The organism is Streptosporangium amethystogenes, from assembly GCF_000721075.1.
Classification (GTDB): Bacteria; Actinomycetota; Actinomycetes; order Streptosporangiales; family Streptosporangiaceae; genus Streptosporangium; species Streptosporangium amethystogenes.
In genome coordinates this window covers 1-24,042 of record NZ_JOEQ01000031.1, presented here as the reverse complement: position 1 = coordinate 24,042, position 24,042 = coordinate 1, and the positions used below count along the sequence as shown (strand labels likewise).

Below are 24,042 nucleotides of genomic sequence, written 5' to 3'. Positions count from 1 at the left end.
CTCAGCGGTCCGAGGCGAACGAGTCCAGTTCATCTGCTCGCCGGAGGTCCTTGGGGCGACCCATGGCGCGACGCATCCGGATCAGGTCTCTTCGGGAGACGTAGTGAACTTCCAGGCCGCCCGGGTCGACTGCGGTGATCGCGCGGTCGAGGAACTCTCGGACTTGAAGGTTGCCCCAGGGGAGCGCCGGGGTGCAGCAGTCGCCGCCGGCTCCGGGGGAGGTGAACTGCACTTTAGGGCGGAGAAAGGAATCCGGGTGAGTTGCTACAGGGTTGCCCTTTTCGTCAATCAGTTGGGCGTTGACAAAGGTGAAGGCATCCGCCAGGGCTGGGGCGTGAGCCGGGGCGCCATCCCAGAGCAGGTCCAGATCGCCGGTCAGTTCGGTGGATCCATGCATGATTCCGGCGACTTGCCCGATCACTATGGCTCGGACGCCGTTGTGATGGAGTGCTTCGAGCAGAGGGAACGGGTCGAACCCGAGGGCATCGTCCGTGCCGATCGTGCCGACGTCGTCGTCGGCGTCCTGGTGGCCCAGGCCGGTGCTCGCCCGGTTCAGGGCCAGTTCACGGGTGCGTCGGGCGGCGGCGCGGAGTCGTTCCAGCGGTTCGTCGATCATCTGATCCATGCAACACCCGGCCGCACTCATGGCGCACTCGAATTTCTTAAGATCATTGAAGGGTACGAAGACAGCTTCTCAGCTCTCCGGAGCGGTTCGAGTTGCTGAAGCAGACGCTGTGGTCACTTACCGGTTCGTGCTCTCGCCGGGGAATCCGCGGCTCGCGTCTGAGGTCCCAGGCCTCGCGGCGCCATCAAGGACGCTGATCGTGGGCGGTCCAAAGCACCTGGTAGCGCCCGGCGAAACCGGCTGTGGGACGAGGGCGGCGCGGGAGAGGCGGCGGCCCGTGATGCGGACCTTTCCTGTGCCAGGCGCACCGAGTCGTACATAGTCACAGACATACGGGGTGAGGAATGGCGACGGCACTGCTCGACGGTGATCCGCAGCGGCTGGGGCCGTACCGGCTGGCCGGGCGGCTGGGCGCAGGCGGCCAGGGTGTGGTCTACGAGGCCTGTACGGAGGACGCCCGCCGCGTCGCGATCAAGGTCCTGCACAGCGACCAGGCCGCCCAACTGGGCAGGGGGCGACAGTCGCGCAGCGGGTGATACGGGGGCCGAACCCACACTGCCGGCTTGGGAAGTCTCTGACGCACCTGGTCGCTGACCTGCGGGGTGACCATGATTACCCGTGAGTCCCCTTTGTTCCCTCCGCTGGCGGGCACGCAACGGGAACGACATCCGGACTCGGAGTGCTCCGTGGTAGATCCGCCTCTGTCTCTCCTATGACTTACGACTGCCAGTCAGCTCCCCTGCTGAAGGGGCGGCCGCCAGAACTGGAACTTGTAGATCTCGGCTCGGTAGATGTCACGAGGAAAGTCGCTCTCCCGGTCATTCTCCAATGTCTTGTGCTGTGCCCGAACGAGCCAGGTGACATCCCGGCGACCCAGGTCAAAAACCTCGTGCACACCCCACTCCCCGTTGTAGAACCCCCTGAGCTGGATCTTTCCCGACCGAAAGAAGACCTTTCCGGTCCATGAGTGATCCCAGGCCGATTCAGGTGTGGGAGGTTGATCACTCCATAGTTCAAGCCGGACATGCGCTGTGATGTCCCGGGGAGTATCGCAGACCAGGGCGTTGGGGCCGACCTCGATCCAGCCCTCTTGTCGCCCCATCCATTCCTGATCCCATGGGGCCATCTCCTTGTGGTTGATGACCGCACCGTCGACCACTATCCAGCGCCCGGGATCGTCATGGACCTCCTCCAGCAGGTACGTGATGAGTTCTCCCGTCAACCTCAGCCCCCTCGGTTTGATTCATGTGGATCGATCAGTATGTGCTCAACGTGGATTGAAGCAGGCAGAGACGACAATTCCTGATCATCGATATGTGAGCCTGTACCGCCAGAGGATGAGGTGTCCGGTAGGCGCGAAGTCCCGGACCGTCGATCGATGGAGACCAGCCACCGCTTGGCGATCGTGAGGGCGATAGTCCAACGGGCTCGGTCTGGAGACCGCCTTCTCGATGTGCGATCATCGGCTCATGGCATTGATCAGAAAGGGCCATGCCGCGTAGGCGCCCTTCCGAGGTCCGCCCGAGACGGTTGCGGTGCGGAACCCACAGACCCTCGATCCACCAGGTTCCCGGTCTCACCTCCCGGCCTATGGCCGCGGTGATCGCCTTGGAATCCCGGTCAGAGGCTGTCGAGGAACTCCACGAGCAGGCGGTTGACGTCGTCGGGGCGTTCCTGCTGGATCCAGTGGCCGCAGTCTAGGAGGTGACTGCCGATGAGGTTGGGGAGCGTTTGCGGATAGGCGTCTATGGCGTCGGAGAGCCACATGGTGGAGGCGTCACGGGTGCCGCCAAGGAAGAGGGATGGCTGCTTGATCGGGGAGCCCGCGTACGTAGCCAGGTCCTCCCAGTCGCGGTCCATGTTGCGATAGCGGTTGAGGGCACCGGTGAAGCCCGTGCGCTCGAACTCGGCGGCGTAGAAGTCGAGGTCGTCTTGCGTCAGCCAGGACGGCAGCGCGCCGGTAGGGAAACGCTCGCGCAGTGTGCCGCCCTGGGCGATGAAGTGCGGGTCTGAGGCGTCCGCCGCAGCCATCGTGTCCGCCGACAGGGCGCTGTAAAACCCAGCCAGCCAGCCGCGCACGTTGGGCTCGATCTCGGCCTCGGCTCGTCCGGGGCGCTGGAGGTAGGAGACATAGAACTCTTGCCCGCCGCCCATTCCCGCGAACACTTCGCTTGGCCGAGGCCCGCCGGGCGGGGTGTAAGGGACGCTCAACAATCCGACCGCACGAAACACCTCGGGCTCGACGAGTGCGGACTGCGCTGCGATCGTCGCCCCCCAGTCGTGGCCGATGATCACAGCGGAGCTTTCACCGAGTGCCCGGACCACCGACACGTTGTCACTGATCAAGTCGAGCATCCGGTACGCGGCGGGGTCCTGCGGCTTGGACGAACGCCCGTAGCCCCGTACGTCGAGCGCGACGGCCCGGTAACCGGCTGCCGCCAGCACGGGAAGCTGCCGCCGCCAGGAATACCACGACTCGGGGAAACCATGGACGAGCAGCACCAGCGGGCCGTTGCCCTGCTCGACGACGTGAATCCGCTCCGCGCCCGCTTCCAAGATTCGGTGCTTCGCCGTCATCGCCCCTCCTCGACCAGGACTTGTTGGTCGTCCTGACCGTAGGGTCGAGGGAGGTCAGGGCCTAAGTTCTGTTGCCATTCCAGCAAAAGGACACATCGACCCGATCTTCGGCGGCTGCATGCTCACGGAGATCACGTCCCGCCAGGTCCGCGTCTGGCACCGGGGCCTGACCAAGCACGGTCTCGGCGCATCGACGATCGCGAAGGCGTACCACCTCCTTCGCGGCATCCTCAACACCGCCCTTGACGACGAGCTGATCAAGAAGGCGGGTGTGGAGCGCCCGGTTCTCACGGTGCCGGTGGTCTTCGCGCTGGCGGATACGATGCCTCCCCGCTTCCGCGCCCTGGTGCTCCTCGCCACTTGCGGCAAGCGAGGGCGATGAGGGCTCGGCGGATGTGCTCGTGCCGAGCGCCTGAGGAGCAAGATCACTTGTTTTGGCGCGACGGTGAGAATCAGCCCAGAAAACAATCAAGGCCCGGGTCGGGAATCATCCTCTGGCCTGGGCCTTCACGATGAGAACGGGTGACGGGAATCGAACCCGCGCTGTCAGCTTGGGAAATGCATCGATCACGGCAGTTGGGACCGCTGAACTGGGCGTTCGGCCGGTCGTGAGTGACCGTGGTCGACCCCTCGTCACCTGGTTGATGGCCCGCTAATGGTCCGGCGATCAGAGGTGCATGCTGCGGGGGTGCTGGTCGTGACGGCCAGACAGCAGGATCTCTTGCAGGCTGCTTCTGAGGAGTTCGACGCTGTCGTCATCGATCTGGAGATCGATCCGGACGACGGGCTCCACGTGCAGTTCCTTCGCGGCCTCTGCGGTGAAGTGGAGTGTTAGGCGACCGGAGTTGATCTCGCAGTGGGTCACGCCGCCGTAGGTGGTACCTGCCTGGTCCTCTCGGACGATGCAGTACGTGTCCATGCCGAGTGCGATCTCCTGCTCGTCCGGTTCCTCGGTGGACATCATGAAGATCAGGGCATTCCCGGTGCCGTCCTCGTGCTCGGCCATTCCGAAAAGGATCAGCTCCGGGTCGTCGTCTCGGCCGACGGTTCGCGCGACCATGGTCCCCAGAGAAGGCCGTACAGGGCCGGGTCCGCTGTCTGCCGGAGAGGTGGGGGCGGAGCCGCCTTCTGGCAGGGGCACACCTTCGGGCCAGGCCGCGCGCATCCATGGCGGTGTGAGATCCGGCCTGCGCGGGAACATGATCAGTTCCTCCACGTAGGCCCAGGCGGGCACCTCGATGTCCTGGGCGAAAGGTGACTCCATGCCGAAGGTCTGCATCATGGAGTTGTACGACTTCCCGCGCAGGCTGTAATCGAGCCGGCAGACGAACCACGTCCCCTCGCCCGGCGTGTACTGGGCTGCTTTCAACTGCTGGAAAGTGCCGCCGAGGTCCTCGACATGCCGAATCTGCTGGGAACCGTCCGCCATCCGATAAGTGACCATGGTTGTACCGAAGGTGCCGATCTGGCAGCGATGGACATCGACCCATTGCCAGCCGTCCGGGGCGCTGGCCTTCACAGCCCGCCCGATCTCGATGCAGAGTTCGTGCGCGAGGTCGGATGACATACTCACCGTGCCTTTTCCATCGGGCGAACGAGAACAGGAGTTTATTGGGCGTCTTTCCGGGGGCTACGTCCGATCATGGACGCGCTCAAGCGCATGCTTCGCCCGCCGGATCTTCCCGTCTGCCTCGCCCCACCCCGGAGGGGCAACAGCTCGGGGACGGAGGATCAAGGCCGTCTTCGCGTGTACGTCGGCCGGTAGCCGTTCCTCGGCCATGGGACGCCAACGGTCACAGACGGCCTTGATCCGGAGGAGTCGAGATGTTGGGCTTGCCTGGGACGTGGCAGACGGGAAGATCTGGCTTCCATCTCAACCACTTACGGCCTTCGTGCTGGAACGTCGATAAGTACCCTCCGCCGGAGGCGCTCCTTTGGCAACGGCTCTTTGATGGGAGAGTTCGCAGCATGCAATGGCAGCGATCTATCTGGTTCAGGCTTGGGGCTGCTTTCTGGTTCGTCTTCTGTGGGTGGACTGGTGCCGGCGCGGTTTTTGGGCTCTCCGGATTTCGCGGCCCGATGCCTGCCGGGTGGTTGTTCGGCATGTTCGTGTTCGGGTCGCTCGGGATACTGCTCCAGATCGTGGCCGTGGTCGTGCATGTCTGGCGGGAGCGGAGTGGCCAGTGGGATTCCTGAACGTCGCAATAGGCATCTACGCGCTGACGACCAATCGGCTTCCTCCTCTGGTGCCCGTTATCTGGCGTGATCGCTACGAGCCTCGCCGCTACGGGTGGGGAGTGCTGCTGATGGCGGTCTTCGTCTTTCTTCTGGTGTTGGGCCAGAAGGTGCTGGACTGGTCGCCTGATCTAGCCTTGGTGCTCGTGATTCCCATGATCGGGTGCGTTATTGCAGCATGCTGGCTATTGATTCCGACGAAGCCTTCTCCGGGGGCCTCGTAAGACCTCCCGGTTGTCAGTCGATTAGCTCAGGGCGGTGTGCCGTAAGGGCTCTGCGGGCTGTGACGTATCGCTCGTGGAACTCCTCGGCGAGAGCCTCACGATGGTAGTGCCGTCGGATGACGCGGTCGAGGTCTGCGGCGCGGTTGACGAGGTCGGTGAGTGACCTGCGTTCGATGTCGAAGGCGGCCATGCCCTGTTCCACAGCGGCATCAAGGTCGCCGCGTCGGGCCCTATAGGGACGTTTGAGGTGCCATCCGGGCAGGTGCGCATCTGGATGGTTTCCAGAGTGTGTTCTTCGGCGCGGTCGTTGTCTTCGAGCCAGGTGTAAGCAGTGGCTGCGTAGAAGACCCACTTGGCGTGGTCGAATACGAAGTGGTGATCCGGGTTGCCGGGGAGCGGGAGCTTTGCCAGGGCATCGGCTCCGCGGGTGAGGGCCTTGTCTGCTTCGCGGCGGTCGCCGATGCGGGCCAGTCCGCGGGCCTCTTGCAGAGTCAGTTGGACTTGGGCGCTGGAGTGGCCGGCGATGGCCTGGCCCGTGCGGGCGGCGGTGACCACGTCTTCGTAGCGGCCTTCGACCAGGGCGAACCATGCTGACATCTCGTAGGCCCATCCCATGAGTTCGCCGTGGCCGACCTGGCGGCCCATCTCGTAGGCGGCGCGGCGGGCGGTCTCGGCCTCCTCGCGCTCTCCCAGGTCGTAGTGAACGCACCCGAGCAGGGCCGTCAGCCATCCGGTGATGACGAGGAGTTTCGCGGTGCTGGGCGAGGGTGATCCGTCCGCCGAGTAGGCCGTTGACCTGAGCGAGACGCTTTTGGGTCCGGTCGCGCAAGGTGGCGGCTGAGACGACGGGGTAGGCGCGGCAGAGCAGATCGACGGCCTCGGCGAGAGCTTCGAGCGTGCCGGTTCCGACGTCGGACGCCTGGAGCTGCTGGGCGAGTTCCATGGTGCCGTACAGATCGGCCTCGGCCCGCAACGCGTCCATGGGAATGATGCCGGTGGCTTCGATGAGCTGGCCGGCCCCGCGTCTGTTCGGCCGAAATCCCAGGTCTTCGGGTTGAAGTCCGGTCAATTGGGTGATGGCGATCCGGTACGGAGAATGGGGCCACCTGACCTCTCCGGCCTCCCAGCGCCGAATGCGTTCCTCATCGCACGCCAGGGACTCCTTGATGCCGACAGCTTGGGAATCATCTACTGACCTTGCTGTTCTGAGCTGGGAAAACAGAGGTGCAGGTCAGAGCGGGTCGAGTCCCCGTGATTTCCTGTGAGTGACCGTGGCTCCTCGCCTGTTCTGGCACACATCTGGCACGCGATCAAGCTTCGGATCATGCGCGAATGCGAACACTTCTCCCGCCGGATCTTCCCGCCTCCCTCGTCCCGCCCGGAGGGGCGACCGCCTGGAGATGGAGGGTCAAGGCGGTTTTCGCCTCCATTTCCACAGCCGGGGTCTGGGGCGGAGCTCCCTCCCCCTTTCCCAGTGAGTCATTTTGGTACGGGACACCTGTCATCCGAATGTGCCTCCCAGGCGGTAGTCATCGCCGGGGACAACGAAACGGAGATGATGGATGGACGACGGGTTCGCCGAGTATGTGGCGCACCGGCACTTACGGCTGTGCCGGATGGCGTATCTCCTCACCCAGGACTGGGGCACGGCCGAGGATTTAGTGCAGACCGCGCTGTCGAAGGCATGGCTTGCCTGGCGGCGGGTCGAGGGCAACCCCGACCCGTACGTCTATCGGATCATCGTGAACACCCACGCCTCGTGGTGGCGCAGGCGCTGGCGCGGGGAGGTGCCGACCGCGAGTATCCCTGAGACGGCCGATCCACGCGACACGGCCGCCGAGGTAGACGATCAGGCCGCGCTGTGGAACGCGATCGGCACACTTTCCTCGCGCCAACGTGTGGTGATCGTTCTGCACTATTTCGAGGGACGGACACTCACCCAGGTCGCAGACATTGTTGGTTGCTCACCAGGAGCGGTGAAGAGTCAGCTCAGCCGGGCCCTCACCCGTCTTCGAGTCGACCCGGACATGCAGACCATGAACTTGGAGAGGGTTTAGCGATGAGGCACACCGAGAGTGATCTGCGAAAGCTGCTGACCGAGCATGGCCAGGAACGGGCCCACCACGGACCGTCCGCCCATCTCGACGCGATCATAAAGCGGGGCCGCCGCATGCGCCGTATTCGGCGGGCGATGACGGCCGGGACAGCGGTGGCCTTCGCCGTCACCGTTGCCGGACTGGTGAACGGAGTGCTGACCGGGCCATCCAGGGCGGACGAGACGACGGCCGCCCGACGTCCGGTGGACTCGGCCCGGGTGGGTTCCGCACCAAAGCTCCCCGAAAGGTTTCCCGTGGTGTTGGGAGCCGAGAAATTTGATCTTCCCCTCATCCACTCCCAGCGGTTCGAAACGGTGGGCGTCGCCCGGACGGTGACCTTCACGCCGACCAGTTTCTTTACCGGGTACAAGGTGGTTTGCGACGATCCCCGGGCTTGGGTTGTCACCGCAGAGCAGCTCAAGAGTGGCGAACTGAGCGGTACGGCCGGACGGTGCGGGGGTTCGGTGGGCGGACACCACGACCGGCTTTCGGCGCCCTCCAACTGGCTGAAGCGTCCACAGTCCCTGAAGGTCTGGGTCTTTCCAGCGGACGCCCCGGTAAAGGAGGTGGCGAAAGCCGTCACGGGCTGCCAGCCGATCCTGAAGTCGAAAGAGTGTGACGAGAGGGCCCAGTCCCACGCGCTGATGCACCCCAAAGTGCGTGAACGCCTGTTGGCCGAGGTCGGCGAACAACCAGGCGGGTGGGCCGTCGGGATCTACGACCGCCCCGCCATAGCCAAGTCCGTACCGAACGGCGAACCTTCGACAGACGCTGAACCTCCAACGGAAATCGCGTCCACGCCGGCTGGCTAGCACGGAGAGCTTCACGCGACAAGCGCGTCCTTGATCCGCCGGTTCATGATCTCCGGCACACGAGCAACACCCTGGCTGCGATGACCGGGGCCTTCATAAGTGGAACGGGTGACGGGAATCGAACCCGCGCTGTCAGCTTGGGAAGTGCATCGAGTACGGCAGGTGGGATGACTGAGCTGGGTGTTCGGCCGGTCGTGAGTGACCGTGGCTGACCCCTCGTCACCCTGTCTAATGGCCCGTTAATGGCCCGACGATCAGAAGCCGAGTTCCAGGTCAGGCGTGGTCGGTCACGTAGTTGAAGTACACGGTGAGGCCCGGCCAGTCCCCATCTTCGGTGGTCTCGTTGTGCATGATCAGATCGTAGATCTCGACGTTGCCCAAGCCTTCGATGGTGTCGGCCACCCTGCGAAGAAGTGCGGGCACGTCTCTTTGTCCCGGTCCCTTCGGGTTGGACTGGGAGAAGTGGTGCATGGTGTTGGTGATCCGCACGGACAAGCCTCGGCCTTTCTCTGATCGCGTGGCCGCGGCCATGCCCGTACGAGAGCCGGTTGTCGCCACCAAGTGGGACGGTGGGCCTGCATCCGTCGTGCCTGAGAGACCGCCGCTTTGCGGCTTGCCGTACCCCCGGTCAGCGTCCCCCGGCCGCCGCGGGGCGGCCGCGACTGATGCTCGCCCAGGCGACGATCAGCGAGGCGAGGTAGCCCACGATGCCGATCAGGCCCACCCAGGAGAACACGTTCAAGGCGGTGCCGTAGACCTTCTCCCCGCCGGTCAGCGCGAGCAGGGGAACCCATCCTCCGCTGCTGTCGCCGAAGTCGGGCAGCACCAGCCCGACCAGTAGAAGGAAGAACGCGGTCAGCCCCCAGCCCCAGGAGGCGAGCGGGGAGAGCGCGGCCCGCCTGGCGACGACGAGAGCGGTGACGAGGTGCGTGAGGAGGATCACCGGGCCGATCACGGTGAAGATGAAGATCAACACTAGCCAGCCCGCGCTGGCCACCCTCAGGATGAGGAATAACGCGATAGCGGCCGTCTGCAGCACAGCATTGAACTTTCCGGTCACATACACCCCTTGAGATGAGAAGCCCCGATTCTTTAGGAGCCTACCGGGAATACCCTTAGGTACCATTCCGGCTGATTGCTGAGAAGCTCATCCGTGCACCCGGGCCGCTTACCCCGGCCCGGGCGTGTCAGCGGCCTGCGGCGGCCAGCGCCAAAGGCGATTACTGAGAGAGAAAGCTGGAGGTTACAGCGAGTCGAGCGTGAGACCTGTCGCGGCGATGAACCCGTTGAGCAGGTCGGAACGGTACTGCATGGGCTTGAGCCGGCTTCTGACCAGGGTGGCGAGCTGGTCGATGTCGCTGACGGTGAAGTTGAACAGCTTGGTGCGCAGGGCCGACCAGATGCCCTCGGCCGGGTTGAGATCAGGCGCGTACGGCGGCAGCCGGTAGACGGTCGGCCGGTCCTCGTGCGTGGTGATCCAGGCCCGCATCGGGGTGCTGACGTGCTCGGGCAGACTGCCCCACACCGGCGAGATCGGCCCGCCCAGCTGGGCGTGAGCGGCGCTCAGCAGGGTCTGGAAAGCCTCCTCTCCGAAGCCCTTGGGTTCGTTCCTGCGGCGGTGGTAGGTGGTCACGTCCAGCGAAGTGGTGTATGAGTTGATCTCCGCGTGATCCTGTTTCTGCAGGTTAAGCGGTAAGTGTCTGCGGGATGGGTTTCTGCTGCGGTGTGTCGCTCGTGATGACCCGCATCCGAGTCTTGACCAGGACATCCAGTCCCATGTAACGACGGGCCTCGGTCCACTCGTCGGCCTGCTCGGCCAAAACCGCACCGACAAGACGGACGATCGAGCCGCGGTCGGGGAAGATCCCGGCCACGTCGGTGCGGCGGCGGATCTCCTTGTTCAACCGTTCCTGCGGGTTGTTCGACCAGATCTGCTTCCAGATCTCCCGGGGGAAGGCGGCAAAGGCCAGCAACTCTTCCCGGGCGGCGTCCAGATGCTCACACGCGGCCGGATATCTGGCCTCCAACACCTCGATCACCCACGCGTGCTGGGTGCGCACCTGCTCGGCGGTGGGCTGGTCGAAGATGGTGCGCACCAAGGTCGCCACCCACGGCTGCGCCGATTTGGGCACCGTCGTCAAAAGGTTGCGCGGGTAGTGCGTGCGACAACGCTGCCAGGACGCGCCCGGCAACGTCGCACCGACCGCCGCCACCAGCCCGGTGTGAGCATCGGAGATGACCAGCTGCACCCCGGACAGGCCGCGAACGAGAAGGTCGCGCAGGAAGGCCGGCCAGCCCGCGCCGTCCTCGGCCGAGGTGACCTCCAGCCCCAAAATCTCGCGATTGCCGTTGGCGTTGACGGCGGTGGCCACCAGCACGTGCACGTTGATGATCCGCCCGCCCTCGCGGACCTTCTGCGTCAGCGCGTCCAGCCACACGAACGCATACGGCCCGGTATCCAGGGCGCGGCTGCGGAAGACCTCGACCTGAGCGTCCAGCACCTTGGCCATCTCCGAGACCTGGCTTTTTCCAGATGTGCTTGATACCGAGCTGCTCGACCAGCTTGTCCACCCGCCGGGTCGAGACCCCGAGCAGGTAGCTGGTGGCCACCACGCTGATCAGGGCTTGTTCGGCCCGCCGCCTGCGCTCCAGCAGCCAGTGGGGGAAGTACGAACCCGAGCGCAGTTTCGGGATCGCGAGCTCGACGGTGCCGGCCCGGGTGTCCCACTCGCGGCTTCGGTATAGCCGTTGCGCCGGTTGGTGCGCTCGTCGCTGCGGGTGCCGTACTCGGCGCCGCACACACCGTCGGCCTTGGCCGACATCAACGTCTCGGCCATGGTCTTCACCATAGACCGCAACAGATCCGGATCCCCGTGCTCGATCTGCTCCGCCAGCCAGCTCGCGGGGTCCACACTGTTCGGTACGGCCATCGCTTTCTTCTCCTTCGATCTTGTTACTTCGCACTCGAAGGATCACGCGATGGCCGTCCTCATTTCACGGCGCCACGCCCACTAGCTGGGGAAACTCGTACGCCACCCCCGTGGACGCAACCCTTGAACCGTTCGCCTACCTCGTTGACCAGGGAGAACGTTGGCTAGAGCTCGACTAGGTGTTCTCTCCCGTGAGGTTGGGTACGTGGGCTTCCCACGATGGCCTTTGGAGGTTCCATTCACCCTCGGCCAGGCGTCCGTTACCAAGGCGGCAACTCAGCCCGAGCCGTACCCCTTGACGAGCCAGCGCCGGCCTTCGTTCTGGACCGTGAACGGGTGGGTCCACGGGTCGCCGTCACCGGTGAACTCGTGGGCGCACAGCTTGAAGCTGACCGGGACCCGGACACACTGTTCGCCCGGTTCGCAGTCGATGGCCTCGTAGGGTTCGCCGACTTCGAGGCCCGAAATGTCGATCCAGTTCTTGAAGGGGCCCTGTGAATGCTCGAACTCCATCGAGTGGTCCTCGCCGGGGACCATCAGGGCCAGCGCCGTCTCCGAATCCTTGGCGGTCATCGCCTCCAGCCACACCGCGACGACCTCCTGCGGGGTCGCGTTCGCAGGCGGCATGGCCACTTCGTGCCGGGACGGAACGCACACGCACCCGGCCATCAATGGCAGCACTAGCAGATAGCACCAGACCCGGAAAGTCATGAATCGATATTGTAGATCGACTCAGGACACCAGTTCACCGTGAACGAGTTCTCCATCGGCGTAGTCTCGATGCGCTTCAGGCTGGCCAACCTAAACCTGGGGTCGCAGTGGGAAGATGAAGGTCTCGTCTTCGCTCGCGGCTCTCACAAGCTCATGAACTATCAGACCTCAGGTGGTCCGCTCCCTCCTGAGCGGACGTCTCGTCTCTTCAAGGTGAGGATCGCCAGGCATGAACTGCCAGACGTAACTCCCATAAACACCCTTGAACTGCAACAGGGATTGCAACTGGCTGGCTGGCCCCGGCTCAGCTGACCTCTTCCTTATCAGGACCATCCCAGCCAGGGGCCAGGACTCTCAGCCCAGTTCCAAGCAGTGGTGGGCGGGTGTGGACGTGAGCCGTTGTGTGCCTTTGTTGCAGTACTCGTTGCGGTACGAGGCTCAGTCGGCGTAGTCCTCGAACTCCCACTCTCCGATACGGCCGATCTTCTCAGCGAGTTCACCCCACGTCGGAGCCTCCAGCACGGCGATTCGATCGCTCAGCCACGTGGTCACCTTGTCGGGATGGAGTTCGGCGACGAAAAGCCAGTGCCGACCGATGAGAAAGGGGTGGTGCTGGAGTTGCTCAATAAGGGCCGATGGGGTGCAGACGGTGAGCTGGAACCGTTCCTCGCCTGGTCCGTCCTGAGGGCCGACATACATCTCCAGGAGTTCACTGGCATGGGCCGGGTTGTCAACGCTCCGCCCGACCTCAAGGTCGACCCAGCGGCAGTCGCCCACTCGTGCTCTCATCGTCCAATGATCGCGCAGAGAACTGAGATCTGGGTGCACTGTCAGCTTGGGAATCATCTACTGACCTTGCTGCCCTGAGCTGGGAAAACGGGGATGCAGGTCAGAGCGGGTCGAGTCCCCGTGAGTGACCGTGATTCCCCGCCTGTTCTGGCACGCGATCAAGGTCATGGCCTCTTCCTTGTCGGGACCACCCCATGATCAGAAGCCCCTGATCCGCCTTCGGGTGGTGCTGGAAGGTTGTAATCATGGGCTGTTGCAGTAGACGGCCTCTCGAACGTCGTATATCTCGAATCGAGACCTTGTAGATCAAAAGATCGATCGTGGGCTCTTCTGGACAGTTCAACGCAGGTCAGAGCGAGTGCACGGTCTACTCCAACCGCTTGGCACGGCCTCGGACTGCAACGGGGCCCTGAGGTGCGATTAATTGAATGCTATGATCATTGGATGTTTGATTTAGTGATCCCTCTCGTCTTTGGTTTATTTGGTTTACTTTTCGTCGGTTTCATCATTTTTTGGATATTCACGCTGGTCAAGTTGCTGCGACAACGACGTGTGCTCAAGTACACGGATCCGGTAAGAGCTATGGACATCATTGGGCGCGTGCGTCAGCTAAAGGTTCGAGGTCATGAAGAGGAGGCTATACGGCTTGTTCAAAGCGAACTTGCGATGCCTGCCGACACAGCTCGTTCTTGGGTGAAGTCCATTTGAGCCGGAGTTGCAGTGTAGACGGTCAGGGGCGGTCTTGCCTTGCCCGCGAGTCTCCGTGATTCCCCCCTGTCCACCCTCCTGACAGGCACGCAACGGGCACGGCAAACGCCTAAGCCAAACCGCATTGGCAGCTCGGGAGGCCATCGTTCAAGACAGTCCCATCTGGATCAACATCCCCTCCTGATCTGCTTGGAACACGCTGGTACGGCGGTGAACTGCGACCCGAATTGCAACCCGAGCGGGCTCATGACCTACATGAAGCGTGCGTACCTCTCCCATCGGGTCTTCCTGTCGCCGGATCGAACACAAATCAATTTAGTGTCAGGCCAGCTCTGGAAATCTGCCTTCAGGGCTTTCGTAGTAGCGGGCGATGGAGGCGCGGTGCGGTAAGGCGCCGGGCTGGAGGTGGCGGGGTTCCAGCCGGACGCCAGTGCGTCGTTCAGCGAGTGCCAAAGCGCCCTCGATGTAAGGTGGGAAGACCTCGGATTCCGGGTCGAAATCCCAGAGCATGCCCAACTCTTCGAGGTCCTGCTTCAGTCGTTCATGGGGGAAGCCCTATCGATACCGCGCTCTGTCGGGGGGGCACATGGTGCCACCTGACGCCGGTGGTCGAGTGGACGCAGAAGCGGTCAATGGATACCGGCCAAGGCTGGGGCGCGCCTGATGGTGTTCGCGGCGGCGATCACGGCGGCCATGCTCGCGGCGAGGACGGAGCGTTCCTGGCCGGCGGACCAGCCGATGGTGTCGTCGGTGCGGTATTCGAGCAGGGTCAGTGCATCGCTGTCGTTGCCGGCGCCGACGCTGGTCTGGTGCAGGCTGAGCACGTCGATCCGGATGCCGTGGGCGTCGAGGGCCGCAGTGAGTGCTTCGACGGGACCGATGTCTGTGCGTGTGCTGGTCTGTTCGGTTCCGTCGATGCGGAGGCTGACACGGGTGCGGGTCTGCCCGACCGCCTCCGAAGTGTCGTACCCGACCAGGACGACGGGATCGGTGGGCGCGGGCCGGTGGAGGTAGAGGCTGCGGAAGGAATCCCACAGCTCGGCGGCGGTGACCTCACCGCCGGTGGTGTCGGTGTGTTGTTGAACGTGGCGGGCGAAGTCGATCTGCAATCTGCGGGGCAGTTCGACGCCGTACTCGGTTTCCAGCAGGTAGGCGATGCCGCCCTTGCCGGATTGGGAGTTGACGCGGATCATCGCGTCGTAGTCGCGGCCTATGTCGGCCGGATCGATCGGCAGGTATGGTACCCGCCATTCCAGCTCTCGTTCAGGTCGGCCCTCGGCGGCGGCGCGGGCGTGGTGTTCTGCGAAACCCTTGCGGATCGCGTCCTGGTGAGTGCCGCTGAACGCGGTGTGCACCAGGTCACCGACGTAGGGGTGGCGCGGGTGTACCTCGATGCGGTTGCAGTGCTCGACAGTGCGGCGAATCTCGTCGATGTCGGAGAAGTCGATCATCGGATCGATGCCTTGGGCGTGCATGTTCAGTGCGAGCGTGGCGATGTCCACGTTCCCGGTGCGCTCACCGTTGCCGAAGATGCAGCCCTCGACCCGCTCGGCGCCGGCGAGCACGGCCAATTCGGCGCAGGCGATGCCGGTGCCCCGGTCGTTGTGCGGATGGATGGAGAGGATCACGCTGTCGCGGCGGGAGAGGTTCTTGTGCATGTACTCGATCTGATCGGCGTACACGTTCGGGGTGGCGACCTCGACCGTGGCGGGCAGGTTCAAAATCACCGGCCGCGCCGGGGTGGCATCCCACAGCCCGGTCATCGCGTCGCAGATGTCGAGGACATAGTCGGGTTCGGTGAGATTGAACACCTCGGGCGAGAATTCAAAACGGACGTTCGGCAGGTCGCCCGCGAACTCCAGCACGTCACGGCCGCCGCTGAGGATGAGCTGTTTCAGGTCATCCGGTTCGTAGCCGAGCACCATGCTGCGCCAGGTGGGTGCGGTCGCGGTGTACATGTGGATCACCACGGGGTTGGTGATCCCGCGGATGGAGGCGACGGTGCGGTCGATCAGGTCGCGCCGGGCCGGGGTGAACACGACGATCGTCACGTCGTCAGGGGCGATGTCGGTCTCGGCGATCAGCCGCACGAAGTCGTAGTCGGTCTGCGACGCCGAGGGATAACCGACCTCGATCTCCTTGTAGCCCATCGCCACCATGAGCTCGAAGAAGCGGCGCTTGCGGGACGGGTCCATCGGCTCGGCGAGCGCCTGGTTGCCGTCGCGCAGATCGACCGGCACCCACAACGGAGCGGTCGTGAGGCGGCGGGTCGGCCAGTCCCGCTCGGCGAGGGGCACGTCCACACGGGAGTACACGTCGGCGTAGCGGTGCGAGGGCATCTGCGAGTGCCGCTGCCGGTTCCAAGACGGTGCCTGCTCGGGCACCGGGCCGACGGGCGTGGAGACGCGGGGGAACGATGTCGTGGTCATGTCGAGGGTTTCCTTATTCTTCGGTCCTGGCGACCGGCACAGGGTTCGGCGCCACGACAGGGAGCCGGTCTAGCTAGGCCCCGCCGTGGCGGCGAAGAAGAAGGATCTCGACAGAGAACATGAGTAGACTCTAACACAACTCCTCAGACAAGCAGAGCAGAGAGGGTCGTGAACATGGCGCAGTTGAGGCGGGCACCATTGGCGGATCAGGCCGCCGAGTTGCTGCTGGAGCGGATCAGGTCCGGTGAGTGGGGTCTGGGCGAGAAGCTGCCCGGCGAGACCAGCCTGGCGCCGCAGCTCGGCGTCGGTCGCTCCACCGTTCGCGAGGCGATCCGTCAGCTCGCCGGTCGTGGCGTGCTCGCCTCACGCCAAGGCGCAGGTGTGTTCGTCACCGCGCTCGACGCGCCAGAGGACTGGGACGTGGTGCTTCGCCGAGCCGGGATCGTCTCCGTCATCGAAGCGCGCATCGCCATCGAGACAGAAGCCGCCGCTCTCGCCGCCGCGCGGCGTACCCCCGCAGACCTGCGTGCCATCCGCCGCGCACTTGCGCAGCGAGCCGAGCACCGATCCGACATCGAAAGCCACGTCGATGCCGACACCGCTTTCCACCGCGCTATCGTCGCCGCCGCCCACAACCCGGTCCTTATCGAGCTGTTCGACAGTTTCACCCCGCGACTGCGCGAAGCGATGATCGACATGCTCCGTATCCGTAAAGAGTTCGGCAGCGACGCCGATCACGCCGCCCACACCGAACTGGCCGACGCGATCGCCGACCGGGAAGAGACCGCCGCCGCAGAACGCAGCCGTACCCACCTGCTGACCCTCAGAGAGGGTCTCACGTAGCAGCTCCATGGCCTGGAAGCCTGACCACGGGAGGGCAGGTCCTGTCCGGCTGTCCTGCGTCCTGACTGATCGCCGCGTCGAGCACCACAGGGCGATCACCCCTGAGAACACACATTGACATGAGCGAGGAAGGAGCGCACTTGACCGCCACCGAGATACTGCGCTTGGACAGCGTTGACTTCGTCCGCGAATCGCGGCAGATTCTCACCGACATCAACCTCACTGTCCACGCGGGCGAGCACTGGGCGCTCATCGGCCCCAACGGGGCGGGCAAGAGCACGATCCTGAGTATGTGCGGCGCCGAAAAACACCCCACCCGCGGCTTCGTCCACGTTCTCGGGCACCAGCTCGGCCGCGTCGAGATACGCAAGCTGCGCGAGTCCATCGGACACGTCAATCCCCGCCATCCGCTGCAATCCGCGCTCACCGTACGGCAGGTCGTCCTCACCGGGGCGACCGGTACGACCGAACTCATGAACCGCTGGGAGGCAGCGCCCGACATCCTGGCTCGTGCCGAATACCTCATCGAGATGCTCGGCCTCAAAGAGCTGGACAGTGCGACTTGGCCCACCATGTCACAGGGCGAACGCGGCAGAACCCTCATCGCCAGGGCTCTACTGCCTGATCCGCCGTTGCTGCTACTCGACGAGCCGTCGACCGGCCTGGACGTGGCCGCACGGGAACAGTTCCTCGAAACACTCGATCACCTGCACCGCTCGCAAGCAGACCTCGCGACCGTGCTCGTCACCCACCACCTTGAAGAACTGCCCGAGACAACTACGCACGCCGTGCTCATCAAAGAAGGCCGGGTCCTCACCTCCGGCCCTGCACACGATGTACTCACCACCGAGCTGGTAACCGAAAGCTTCAATTACCCAATCCAGATCGAATACCGCGACCGGCGCTGGCAGGCCCGCGCCGACCGGATGCTCAACTGGCAGTTACTGGAGGCATGAACTGACCGCCGAAACATCTCCGGTGGCCACACCGGCCACGACGCGATCCTCCGCTCATCGGGAGAACAGCAGCGACAGCGCCGGGGCCAATACGAACACTCACACGGTGACACCGTGCGAAACCACGGGTTGAGCGAGCCTCGGGGCAGGCTGTTCTCGGGAGTCTGTTCCCGTATGGAATTTCGAGTGATGCCTAGACGAGAAGTTCCGAAGTGATCAGTGGTCGTAGGCGATCAGTGATCGGGTGATCGGTGCGCCAATTTTGTTGTTGTGCCAGATCGCTGCGGCCATCGCGAGGATGCGCTGGGCGACGCGGACGGCGACGCCCTCGAAGGTCCGCCCGCCATGTTGCTCCAGGTCAAGCTGGCCCTTGAGGGTGTCGTTGACCGACTCGATCAGCTGGCGGACCTTCTTGAGCATCGGTTCCCCGAAACGTTTCTTCTCGCTTTTGCGAGAGGGCCGCAGCAGCTCGACGCCGCGCTCGGCGAGGTCTTTTTCGAACGGCTTGGAGGCGAATCCCTTGTCGGAGATGAGCAGGACGCCTCGGCGCTCGGCGATCAGGGCGGCGTCGAGTTCCAGCATCGCGGCCAAGACCTCGCGTTCACCGAGCTTCGGGTTGGCCAGCGCCCATAAGATCGGCATTCCGGCCGGGGTGCAGACCAGATAGAGACGCAGACCCCAGAACAAGCGCGAGTGCGAAGCGCAATGGCCATAGCCGGCCCGGCCCGGCCCGCCAGCTCCGAGCGCTGGACGGTCGGACGCGACATCCCACACGGCACGGGGGTGGAATCGCTGTCGTGCGCCAGGTGCCGGATCATCTGCTTGATCAGGGGTAGTGCCGCGCGCAGGCGTTTGTTGTAGCCGGGGCGCTCGGGCAGATAAGGGAACATACCCGTGAGATGTGAGCGGGCAAAGCGCAGCCAGCGGGCCTCGGAATGGTGTCCGAGCAGGGCTTGGGCCACCGCGAGGCAGACGAGTTCGGAGTCGCTGAGCAGGGGTGGCCGGCCGAGGCGTCGCGTTCCTCCGATCTTGTCGTAGAGTGCGGTCACGAGGGTGTCCAGGTCGGTCGTCACAAACTGATCTTCGACACCCTCGTCTTGTTCGGTGGCCGGTTTCGCGATGTTCGGGGACGCGATCGAGTTTCGGTCGGGGTGGGCTTCAGACGCATCGCCGGAGCATCTGCTCCACGGGCGGGCCGTAAGGGGCCAACCCGGCGCAGCCAACCATCAGCGTCGCCGATACTTCGGAACTTCTCGTCTAGGGTTCGAGCACTGGTCTTGTCGATCATTCCGGAGCCGGAGTGCTCCCGCCGGAGGCGTTGTTCGAGCTCTCAGCCTGGGCAGCAGCGACAGCATCCCCCAGCTTGCGGGTTACCATGTCGGCTCGTGTCTGCCGCCCCAGCCACTGCGCCAGGTTGGATTTCTGGACTGCCTCGGCAACTACGGTTGTCCCTCGTGTAGTTGTGATCTCAATCCCCGAGTACCCCGCCGATACATCCATGATCTCGACAAGCGGTATCCGCCGGGTCCTCTCATACGGGTTGCGAACGACTACGGCGTCGTCGGTCAGGCGGAGAAGTGGGCGAATGCTTATCAGTACCATCTTTATGGTCCCAGCAGTCGTCAATGGGATGAACGCAATAAGGCTGAGGACTACTATGATGACGGGCGTGTTGGGGGTATCGATGAGCAAAACGACAGCAAAGCTCACCGACCCAAGCAGTAGCAGGCTCAAGGCAACACCTACTACTCGAAAGCCGAGGCTCATTCGCCAGGTCTTTTGTCGCATCGTGTGACCACCGTCCGGTCGAGAGAATCAAGCAGTAAACGGGTGATGAGGCCATGCCGTTCCATACGGTGCCCGTGAGTCCCCCTTGGCGACCCTCCTGAGGCACGCAACGGGCGCGGCCTGAGAACCCCGTGCGGACGACACACCCCTCTCGCCGGATCTTCCTGTCTGCCTCGTCCCACCCCTGAGGGGCAACAGCTCGGGGACGGAGGATCAAGGCCGTCTTCGCGTGTACGCCGGCCGGTAGACGTTCCTCGGTCACAGACGGCCTTGATCCGGAGGAGTCGAGATGTTGGGCTTGCCTAGGACATGGCAGGCGGGAAGATCCGGCTTCCCGCCTGCCAGTGATGAACCCTGGCTCTCGGGCGTGGCGATCATCCCGGAGTCCGGCCCCGCCGGAGGCGTGCATCTTGAGCGATGCCCCGTGGTGGGAAAGGCAACAACCACCAATCCCCCCGATCACGGCCGCCGCATTCCTTGAGGGATTGGAAGGGAACCATGCTCTCGGTGTCGTCGTTGATCAGTTGAGGCAGCACTCGTTTAGAGAGGACACCGATCATGAATGGGCGCATTAAGGCATTCCTGAAGGATTTCGCTGTGGAAATCTTCGGCGGCATAGCCTTGTATATCGTAGGGCTGGCTGTGATCTCCGGAGTGGTTGTTCTGTTTCGCGGGCCTGAGCGGGGCCTGCCAGACTTCGTTTGGGACCTGCCTGAATTCGTCTATTGGATCGCCGCCGGAGTTGTTTTATTCGGGATCCGGTGGGCGGTAGAGATGGTGTGGCGAGGACTCCGGACGAGAGGTAACACCTCGCCCGAGGATCTCAGCGAAGACGCCTGATCGGAGTGGATCACGCAATCGGAAGATCTGAAGCGCTGCGCAGGTCGGGATGGTGGTTGGAGCTGTAGATAGCACGTGAAAACTGACCTTAGGCCGACGGCCGGGCGAAGTCGTCGATGGACGCAGTATGCAAGATCAGGCACGCTGGTTCCCCCTATACGGAGGATCAGATGGAGATCGGGTTCACCGAGATTCTGTTCTTGCTGGTGATATGGGCCATTCCGGCTGTGCTGGTGTTCTTTTTTCTTTACTGGGCGATCCGCCTGGCGATCAGACATGAGAAGCGGCAGGTGCCGAGTCCCCAAGAGATCCTGACTCAGGAGCGACGGGAACGCATGGCGGCGGAGCGTGCCGAGTACTTACGTACTAGGCGGTACCGGCCATGAGCAAGCACCCGAAAGCCTCTTGGCTCAGAGGGTTACTTCAGAAGCTGACGAACACCCGTAGTCGGGAATCTCTTACTGACCTGCTCCTTGGTGAGTGGAGCGGGTGACGGGAATCGAACCCGCGCTGTCAGCTTGGGAAGTGTATGGATCACGCCTCGTAGGACGGCTGACCTGGACTTCGGGCCGGTCGTGAGTGACCGTGGTTGACCCCTCGATACCCCCCTTAATGGCACGCTAATGGCACGACGATCAACAGATGAGGTGTTGCGGATGGCGTTTACCTACGCCGATGTTGCCTGGCTGGCCGAAGACGACGAGCTGGGCGATCTGTGGTGTCTGACCTTCGTGCGTGGAGTCAGCGAGGTGCAGGCGCTTCGCCGGCTGGGTGCCGACCAGGAGAGCATTCGGCCACTCACCTATGACGAGTTGATAGACGATGGCCTCTTTCCTGAGACGGTGCTCGCGGGGCGAGTGGGCGAGTGGACGGTGCTTATCGAGGAGAGCGGGTGGACGTGCACGGAAGCCGACAAGGCACAAGCTCTCTCGGCCGGGACCGTGGCCGTGGCGGTGCTGCGGCATGACTACGCATCCGACGACTTCGTCTACGCGGTGGACGGGGAGTTGGTCACGCATTTCAATCCCAAGATTCCCGAATGGCGGCACGGGAGTGATCCCGATCGGCTCAACGACCTGATGAGGCAGGTGGGCCTTAATCCCGACGACGTACCCGGAACCGGTGCTGAGGCACCGTCGTCCGCGTCCGGAGCACTTCTCCTCGCAGCCCGGTTGACCGGCGTGGTGCTGACCCCGGAGATCGTCAAAGAGCCGCTCATGAGTGGCGTCGTTGGCTGATCCGTCCACGATGCCACGTCCGACGGCCAGCCTGGAGAGGCTGGCACCACATTCCGCTGCCCGGAATCTGCCCGCGCTGCGGCACGGCTCGAACTCAAAACCTGCGGATTAAAAGTGGAGGGCTTCTTGTGGGGTGCTCGGTGCTCTGACCTGGCGGTTGGCTGGATTCTCCGGTCAGATGCATCGAGGGCATTCCGCATATTTTCCGGATCTTCATCCGCGCGGGTCTTCACCGGTAGGGCTCAAGGTGGTCGGTGGACCCGATCAGGGCAGGGCTGGCGTAACGGGCGGCAGACAGGTGAACACCCGTGGCGCGTTCGGCAAGGGCGAGAGCCCGTGAGATGGGATCATCGGGAAATTCGAGCGGGTCGTCGTCGTTCAGGCCGAGGTTCTCAACATCGGCCTGGAGCCGGTCAGGATCAGATCCCTCCCGAAGGGAGTAGGAGTACAGATCGAACGTGGTGACCAATTGACCATCGACACAGTAGGCGAAGTCCTCTTTCTTGATGGTCGCAAGGACTGCGGCTGCGGATGTGCCCACAGACAGCGGACCGGCCATGTAGTAGATGATCCCGGCCCAGCCGCACTCGATCAGGACGGTTCCCCCACGAGCCGCATAGGCCGCGACGCCGAATCCAGAGTCCAGAGGACCGGGAGCAACGCCGATCCGCCGCAGTGCCTCCTGAGGGGACAAGCCCTGTACGAAAGTGGCATAGAGCCAGGTCTCATCAGCGTCATCGGTGAATTCCCGGTAGAGCCATTCGTAGGTTGCTGCCGTCGCGCTGCTCATCCCTGTGCCTTCCACGGAAGCCGTATCGCGATGATCATGGCAGAGAGGGCCGACAAATCTGCTTGTAGTCCATGCGTTGTCAGCTTGGGAGTCATCTACTGACTTTGGTGCTCTGAGCTGGAAAACGGGGGTGCAGGTCAGGGCGGGTCGAGTCCCCGTGAGTCCCCCTGGTTGACCGTGGTTCCCCGTCTGTTCTGGCACGGATCTGGCACGGAAGTCGCTCGATATCCATCGCTCGCGGGCAGCCCGGTGGCGCTGCCCTGATAGCCGAAATTGTCGCTGACGGACTCTATGCTTCCCGCCCATGAACAGAGATGAGACCCCTGTCGTGCACACCCAGCGAATGGAGGTGGAGGTGGAGGACTGCGGTGCGGTCTATCTCCTGGATCGGGAGGACTACGGGGCCGGCGTTGGGTTAGATGACTCCCCGAATCACTCCATTGGGCTCATCGAAGTGGAGGGTAAAGGCCTCGTCTGCCTGCATATCGCTGCTCAGTGTGGGGTGGTGGACTTTACGGTGGCTGTCGCCGATCAGGATCCGGGTGCCCACTTTGACGACTACGAAGACATCGTGGAGATCAGTTTTGAGTCCTCGTCGGGCGAGCTCCTCCTGGATGGATGGCAAATGGATTGGGACGATGAAAAGGCGCACAGCCTTCCTGCGTTGCCTGCTGGTCCCGGACCATACCGCTTGCGGTATCACACCCAAGGGGATATGGAGAGCTGGTCCATAGATGGCTACTACCTTCAGATATGGCCCGCGCCGCAGCATGACCCCGCCGTGCTGAAAACTACGAGCCAATTCCTCCAGTACTTACTGAACCCCAAAGCTTGGAAATCGCAATGATCACGGACTTTGGGCACTGGAGCCCCTGGTTAATGACAACCTCGGGCCAGCCGTGAGTGCCCGTAGTTGACCCCTCGTCACCCTGGTTAATAGCCCGAGGATGAGCTGTCTCCGACTCCGAGGGCCCCGGCCGCGAAATGCCATAGGTGCACGTAGAAGGGGAATCGAACCCCTGACCTACAGTTTACAAGATCTCGGTACGCGGCTCCCTGAACTGCCGCGGCGCAGGTGAGAGGCGGTCTTCCCCTGCCCGTGATTCCCCGTGATTCCCCCTTGTTCCCCGGCCATACTGGCACGCGAGTGGCACGGCCTGACCTTCTGGTCCGTAGGCCCCCGAACGATGTCCAGGACCATTCAGAGTCGTTCGTCTTGCTGCTCGTCGGGGCCCTGGCCGCTCAGATCCGTCCGGCTCGGTTCGTGATCGTCTGTTCGAGTGGCTCCCAAGGTGACTCCCCATGTCACCGTCCGCACATGCAGAATCGATTCCCAACTGGGCTTCCCCTTCTACTGTGGAGATCTGGTGGCGGACCGTACCCGGGCGATCAACCGGCTACGGGGTCTGCTGAGTGGGATCTTTCCCGCTCTGGAGCGCGTCCTTGAACTG

At 63.5% G+C, this 24,042-nt stretch carries 25 protein-coding genes and 3 pseudogenes; 13 read left to right on the top strand and 15 right to left on the bottom strand.

All coding sequences use genetic code 11. The annotated features are described in order from the left end of the window. Position 1: 1 nt before the first annotated feature. Complete coding sequence (locus tag IG98_RS0133500) at positions 2-625, bottom strand: hypothetical protein (RefSeq protein WP_037971896.1); 624 nt, start codon at positions 623-625, stop codon at positions 2-4. Positions 626-969: 344 nt separating this feature from the next. On the opposite strand from IG98_RS0133500, the gene IG98_RS0133495 reads away from it, so the two are divergent. Then, complete coding sequence (locus IG98_RS0133495; RefSeq protein WP_030921565.1) at positions 970-1,161, top strand: hypothetical protein; 192 nt, start codon at positions 970-972, stop codon at positions 1,159-1,161. A 194-nt stretch (positions 1,162-1,355) separates the two neighbouring features. Here the strand turns inward: IG98_RS0133495 and IG98_RS0133490 are convergent, their stop codons facing one another. Together IG98_RS0133490 and IG98_RS0133485 are read right to left on the bottom strand one after the other, a co-directional pair. Then, positions 1,356-1,847 (bottom strand): hypothetical protein, encoded by a 492-nt coding sequence (locus tag IG98_RS0133490; RefSeq protein WP_030921564.1) that lies wholly within the window; start codon positions 1,845-1,847, stop codon positions 1,356-1,358. A gap of 398 nt (positions 1,848-2,245) precedes the next feature. Then, on the bottom strand, positions 2,246-3,202 hold the full coding sequence (locus tag IG98_RS0133485; protein WP_030921563.1) for an alpha/beta fold hydrolase: 957 nt from the start codon (positions 3,200-3,202) through the stop codon (positions 2,246-2,248). 118 nt (positions 3,203-3,320) lie between these two features. Between IG98_RS0133485 and IG98_RS0133480 the strand changes: the two genes are divergently transcribed. Beyond that, entirely contained in the window at positions 3,321-3,584 is a 264-nt protein-coding gene (locus tag IG98_RS0133480) for a hypothetical protein (protein ID WP_030921562.1), read from the top strand. Between the two features lie 285 nt (positions 3,585-3,869). Here IG98_RS0133480 and IG98_RS52785 read toward each other — a convergent pair whose 3' ends face one another. Next, entirely contained in the window at positions 3,870-4,721 is an 852-nt protein-coding gene (locus tag IG98_RS52785) for an Imm10 family immunity protein (RefSeq protein ID WP_211264240.1), read from the bottom strand. A 664-nt stretch (positions 4,722-5,385) separates the two neighbouring features. Here IG98_RS52785 and IG98_RS51105 point away from each other — a divergent pair. Next, entirely contained in the window at positions 5,386-5,661 is a 276-nt protein-coding gene (locus tag IG98_RS51105; protein ID WP_157594665.1) for a hypothetical protein, read from the top strand. 21 nt (positions 5,662-5,682) lie between these two features. On the opposite strand, the gene IG98_RS51100 is transcribed toward IG98_RS51105, so the two are convergent. Next, entirely contained in the window at positions 5,683-6,531 is an 849-nt protein-coding gene (locus tag IG98_RS51100) for an NsdA family TPR-like regulatory protein (RefSeq protein ID WP_483855313.1), read from the bottom strand. 692 nt (positions 6,532-7,223) lie between these two features. On the opposite strand from IG98_RS51100, the gene IG98_RS0133450 reads away from it, so the two are divergent. Further along, complete coding sequence (locus IG98_RS0133450) at positions 7,224-7,718, top strand: SigE family RNA polymerase sigma factor (protein ID WP_030921549.1); 495 nt, start codon at positions 7,224-7,226, stop codon at positions 7,716-7,718. A 2-nt stretch (positions 7,719-7,720) separates the two neighbouring features. After that, entirely contained in the window at positions 7,721-8,569 is an 849-nt protein-coding gene (locus tag IG98_RS0133445; RefSeq protein WP_030921546.1) for a hypothetical protein, read from the top strand. A gap of 273 nt (positions 8,570-8,842) precedes the next feature. Here IG98_RS0133445 and IG98_RS0133440 read toward each other — a convergent pair whose 3' ends face one another. The 5 genes and pseudogenes from IG98_RS0133440 to IG98_RS0133420 form a co-directional block, all read right to left on the bottom strand. Beyond that, positions 8,843-9,064: a hypothetical protein gene (locus tag IG98_RS0133440; RefSeq protein WP_211264239.1), complete on the bottom strand. Its 222-nt coding sequence runs from the start codon at positions 9,062-9,064 to the stop codon at positions 8,843-8,845. A 133-nt stretch (positions 9,065-9,197) separates the two neighbouring features. Further along, positions 9,198-9,629, bottom strand: coding sequence for a hypothetical protein (locus IG98_RS0133435; protein WP_157594663.1), 432 nt, complete (start codon positions 9,627-9,629; stop codon positions 9,198-9,200). 183 nt (positions 9,630-9,812) lie between these two features. Next, positions 9,813-10,196: pseudogene (locus IG98_RS0133430) on the bottom strand (transposase); the annotation flags it as partial. A gap of 58 nt (positions 10,197-10,254) precedes the next feature. Then, positions 10,255-11,499: pseudogene (locus IG98_RS45590) on the bottom strand (IS256 family transposase). 276 nt (positions 11,500-11,775) lie between these two features. Next, positions 11,776-12,210 (bottom strand): hypothetical protein, encoded by a 435-nt coding sequence (locus IG98_RS0133420; protein ID WP_157594662.1) that lies wholly within the window; start codon positions 12,208-12,210, stop codon positions 11,776-11,778. A 39-nt stretch (positions 12,211-12,249) separates the two neighbouring features. Between IG98_RS0133420 and IG98_RS51095 the strand changes: the two genes are divergently transcribed. After that, entirely contained in the window at positions 12,250-12,522 is a 273-nt protein-coding gene (locus IG98_RS51095) for a hypothetical protein (protein ID WP_157594661.1), read from the top strand. A 126-nt stretch (positions 12,523-12,648) separates the two neighbouring features. Here the strand turns inward: IG98_RS51095 and IG98_RS0133415 are convergent, their stop codons facing one another. Then, positions 12,649-12,999, bottom strand: a complete 351-nt coding sequence (locus tag IG98_RS0133415) for an Imm8 family immunity protein (RefSeq protein WP_030921532.1) — start codon at positions 12,997-12,999, stop codon at positions 12,649-12,651. Between the two features lie 444 nt (positions 13,000-13,443). Between IG98_RS0133415 and IG98_RS49320 the strand changes: the two genes are divergently transcribed. After that, positions 13,444-13,707 (top strand): hypothetical protein, encoded by a 264-nt coding sequence (locus IG98_RS49320; protein ID WP_084195834.1) that lies wholly within the window; start codon positions 13,444-13,446, stop codon positions 13,705-13,707. Positions 13,708-14,336: 629 nt separating this feature from the next. Here IG98_RS49320 and IG98_RS0133405 read toward each other — a convergent pair. Beyond that, on the bottom strand, positions 14,337-16,136 hold the full coding sequence (locus IG98_RS0133405; protein WP_030921526.1) for a 2-isopropylmalate synthase: 1,800 nt from the start codon (positions 16,134-16,136) through the stop codon (positions 14,337-14,339). Between the two features lie 174 nt (positions 16,137-16,310). On the opposite strand from IG98_RS0133405, the gene IG98_RS0133400 reads away from it, so the two are divergent. Both IG98_RS0133400 and IG98_RS0133395 read left to right on the top strand, forming a co-directional pair. After that, positions 16,311-16,979 carry a FadR/GntR family transcriptional regulator gene (locus tag IG98_RS0133400; RefSeq protein ID WP_030921523.1) on the top strand — a complete coding sequence of 223 codons (669 nt, stop codon included), beginning with the start codon at positions 16,311-16,313 and terminating at the stop codon, positions 16,977-16,979. A 140-nt stretch (positions 16,980-17,119) separates the two neighbouring features. Then, a complete protein-coding gene (locus IG98_RS0133395) occupies positions 17,120-17,935 on the top strand; it encodes an ABC transporter ATP-binding protein (protein ID WP_084195833.1) in 816 nt (271 codons plus the stop codon). 216 nt (positions 17,936-18,151) lie between these two features. On the opposite strand, the pseudogene IG98_RS45585 reads toward IG98_RS0133395, so the two are convergent. Both IG98_RS45585 and IG98_RS0133385 read right to left on the bottom strand, forming a co-directional pair. Beyond that, positions 18,152-19,008, bottom strand: a pseudogene (locus tag IG98_RS45585) (IS982 family transposase). A 211-nt stretch (positions 19,009-19,219) separates the two neighbouring features. Next, entirely contained in the window at positions 19,220-19,669 is a 450-nt protein-coding gene (locus IG98_RS0133385) for a PH domain-containing protein (RefSeq protein ID WP_030921516.1), read from the bottom strand. Positions 19,670-20,281: 612 nt separating this feature from the next. Here IG98_RS0133385 and IG98_RS0133380 point away from each other — a divergent pair. The 3 genes from IG98_RS0133380 to IG98_RS45580 all read left to right on the top strand — a co-directional run bounded on the left by IG98_RS0133380 (position 20,282) and on the right by IG98_RS45580 (position 21,801). Then, positions 20,282-20,563, top strand: coding sequence for a hypothetical protein (locus IG98_RS0133380; protein ID WP_030921513.1), 282 nt, complete (start codon positions 20,282-20,284; stop codon positions 20,561-20,563). 170 nt (positions 20,564-20,733) lie between these two features. Then, positions 20,734-20,949: a hypothetical protein gene (locus IG98_RS0133375; RefSeq protein ID WP_030921510.1), complete on the top strand. Its 216-nt coding sequence runs from the start codon at positions 20,734-20,736 to the stop codon at positions 20,947-20,949. A gap of 270 nt (positions 20,950-21,219) precedes the next feature. Continuing rightward, complete coding sequence (locus tag IG98_RS45580) at positions 21,220-21,801, top strand: DUF6461 domain-containing protein (RefSeq protein ID WP_051753283.1); 582 nt, start codon at positions 21,220-21,222, stop codon at positions 21,799-21,801. Positions 21,802-22,030: 229 nt separating this feature from the next. On the opposite strand, the gene IG98_RS0133365 is transcribed toward IG98_RS45580, so the two are convergent. After that, positions 22,031-22,591, bottom strand: a complete 561-nt coding sequence (locus IG98_RS0133365; protein WP_030921504.1) for a DUF6461 domain-containing protein — start codon at positions 22,589-22,591, stop codon at positions 22,031-22,033. A gap of 304 nt (positions 22,592-22,895) precedes the next feature. Between IG98_RS0133365 and IG98_RS0133360 the strand changes: the two genes are divergently transcribed. Further along, a complete protein-coding gene (locus tag IG98_RS0133360; protein WP_157594660.1) occupies positions 22,896-23,438 on the top strand; it encodes a hypothetical protein in 543 nt (180 codons plus the stop codon). Positions 23,439-24,042: the final 604 nt, after the last annotated feature.

Coding starts and splice junctions, on each gene's coding strand:
- IG98_RS0133360 (WP_157594660.1), top strand. CDS start 22,896: ATGAACAGAGATGAGACCCCTGTCGTGCACACCCAGCGAATGGAGGTG.
- IG98_RS0133415 (WP_030921532.1), bottom strand. CDS start 12,999: ATGAGAGCACGAGTGGGCGACTGCCGCTGGGTCGACCTTGAGGTCGGG.
- IG98_RS0133445 (WP_030921546.1), top strand. CDS start 7,721: ATGAGGCACACCGAGAGTGATCTGCGAAAGCTGCTGACCGAGCATGGC.
- IG98_RS0133400 (WP_030921523.1), top strand. CDS start 16,311: ATGGCGCAGTTGAGGCGGGCACCATTGGCGGATCAGGCCGCCGAGTTG.
- IG98_RS0133365 (WP_030921504.1), bottom strand. CDS start 22,591: ATGAGCAGCGCGACGGCAGCAACCTACGAATGGCTCTACCGGGAATTC.
- IG98_RS0133380 (WP_030921513.1), top strand. CDS start 20,282: ATGAATGGGCGCATTAAGGCATTCCTGAAGGATTTCGCTGTGGAAATC.
- IG98_RS0133375 (WP_030921510.1), top strand. CDS start 20,734: ATGGAGATCGGGTTCACCGAGATTCTGTTCTTGCTGGTGATATGGGCC.
- IG98_RS0133450 (WP_030921549.1), top strand. CDS start 7,224: ATGGACGACGGGTTCGCCGAGTATGTGGCGCACCGGCACTTACGGCTG.
- IG98_RS0133480 (WP_030921562.1), top strand. CDS start 3,321: ATGCTCACGGAGATCACGTCCCGCCAGGTCCGCGTCTGGCACCGGGGC.
- IG98_RS0133500 (WP_037971896.1), bottom strand. CDS start 625: ATGGATCAGATGATCGACGAACCGCTGGAACGACTCCGCGCCGCCGCC.
- IG98_RS0133420 (WP_157594662.1), bottom strand. CDS start 12,210: ATGACTTTCCGGGTCTGGTGCTATCTGCTAGTGCTGCCATTGATGGCC.
- IG98_RS45580 (WP_051753283.1), top strand. CDS start 21,220: ATGGCGTTTACCTACGCCGATGTTGCCTGGCTGGCCGAAGACGACGAG.
- IG98_RS0133485 (WP_030921563.1), bottom strand. CDS start 3,202: ATGACGGCGAAGCACCGAATCTTGGAAGCGGGCGCGGAGCGGATTCAC.
- IG98_RS49320 (WP_084195834.1), top strand. CDS start 13,444: ATGTTTGATTTAGTGATCCCTCTCGTCTTTGGTTTATTTGGTTTACTT.
- IG98_RS0133495 (WP_030921565.1), top strand. CDS start 970: ATGGCGACGGCACTGCTCGACGGTGATCCGCAGCGGCTGGGGCCGTAC.
- IG98_RS0133405 (WP_030921526.1), bottom strand. CDS start 16,136: ATGACCACGACATCGTTCCCCCGCGTCTCCACGCCCGTCGGCCCGGTG.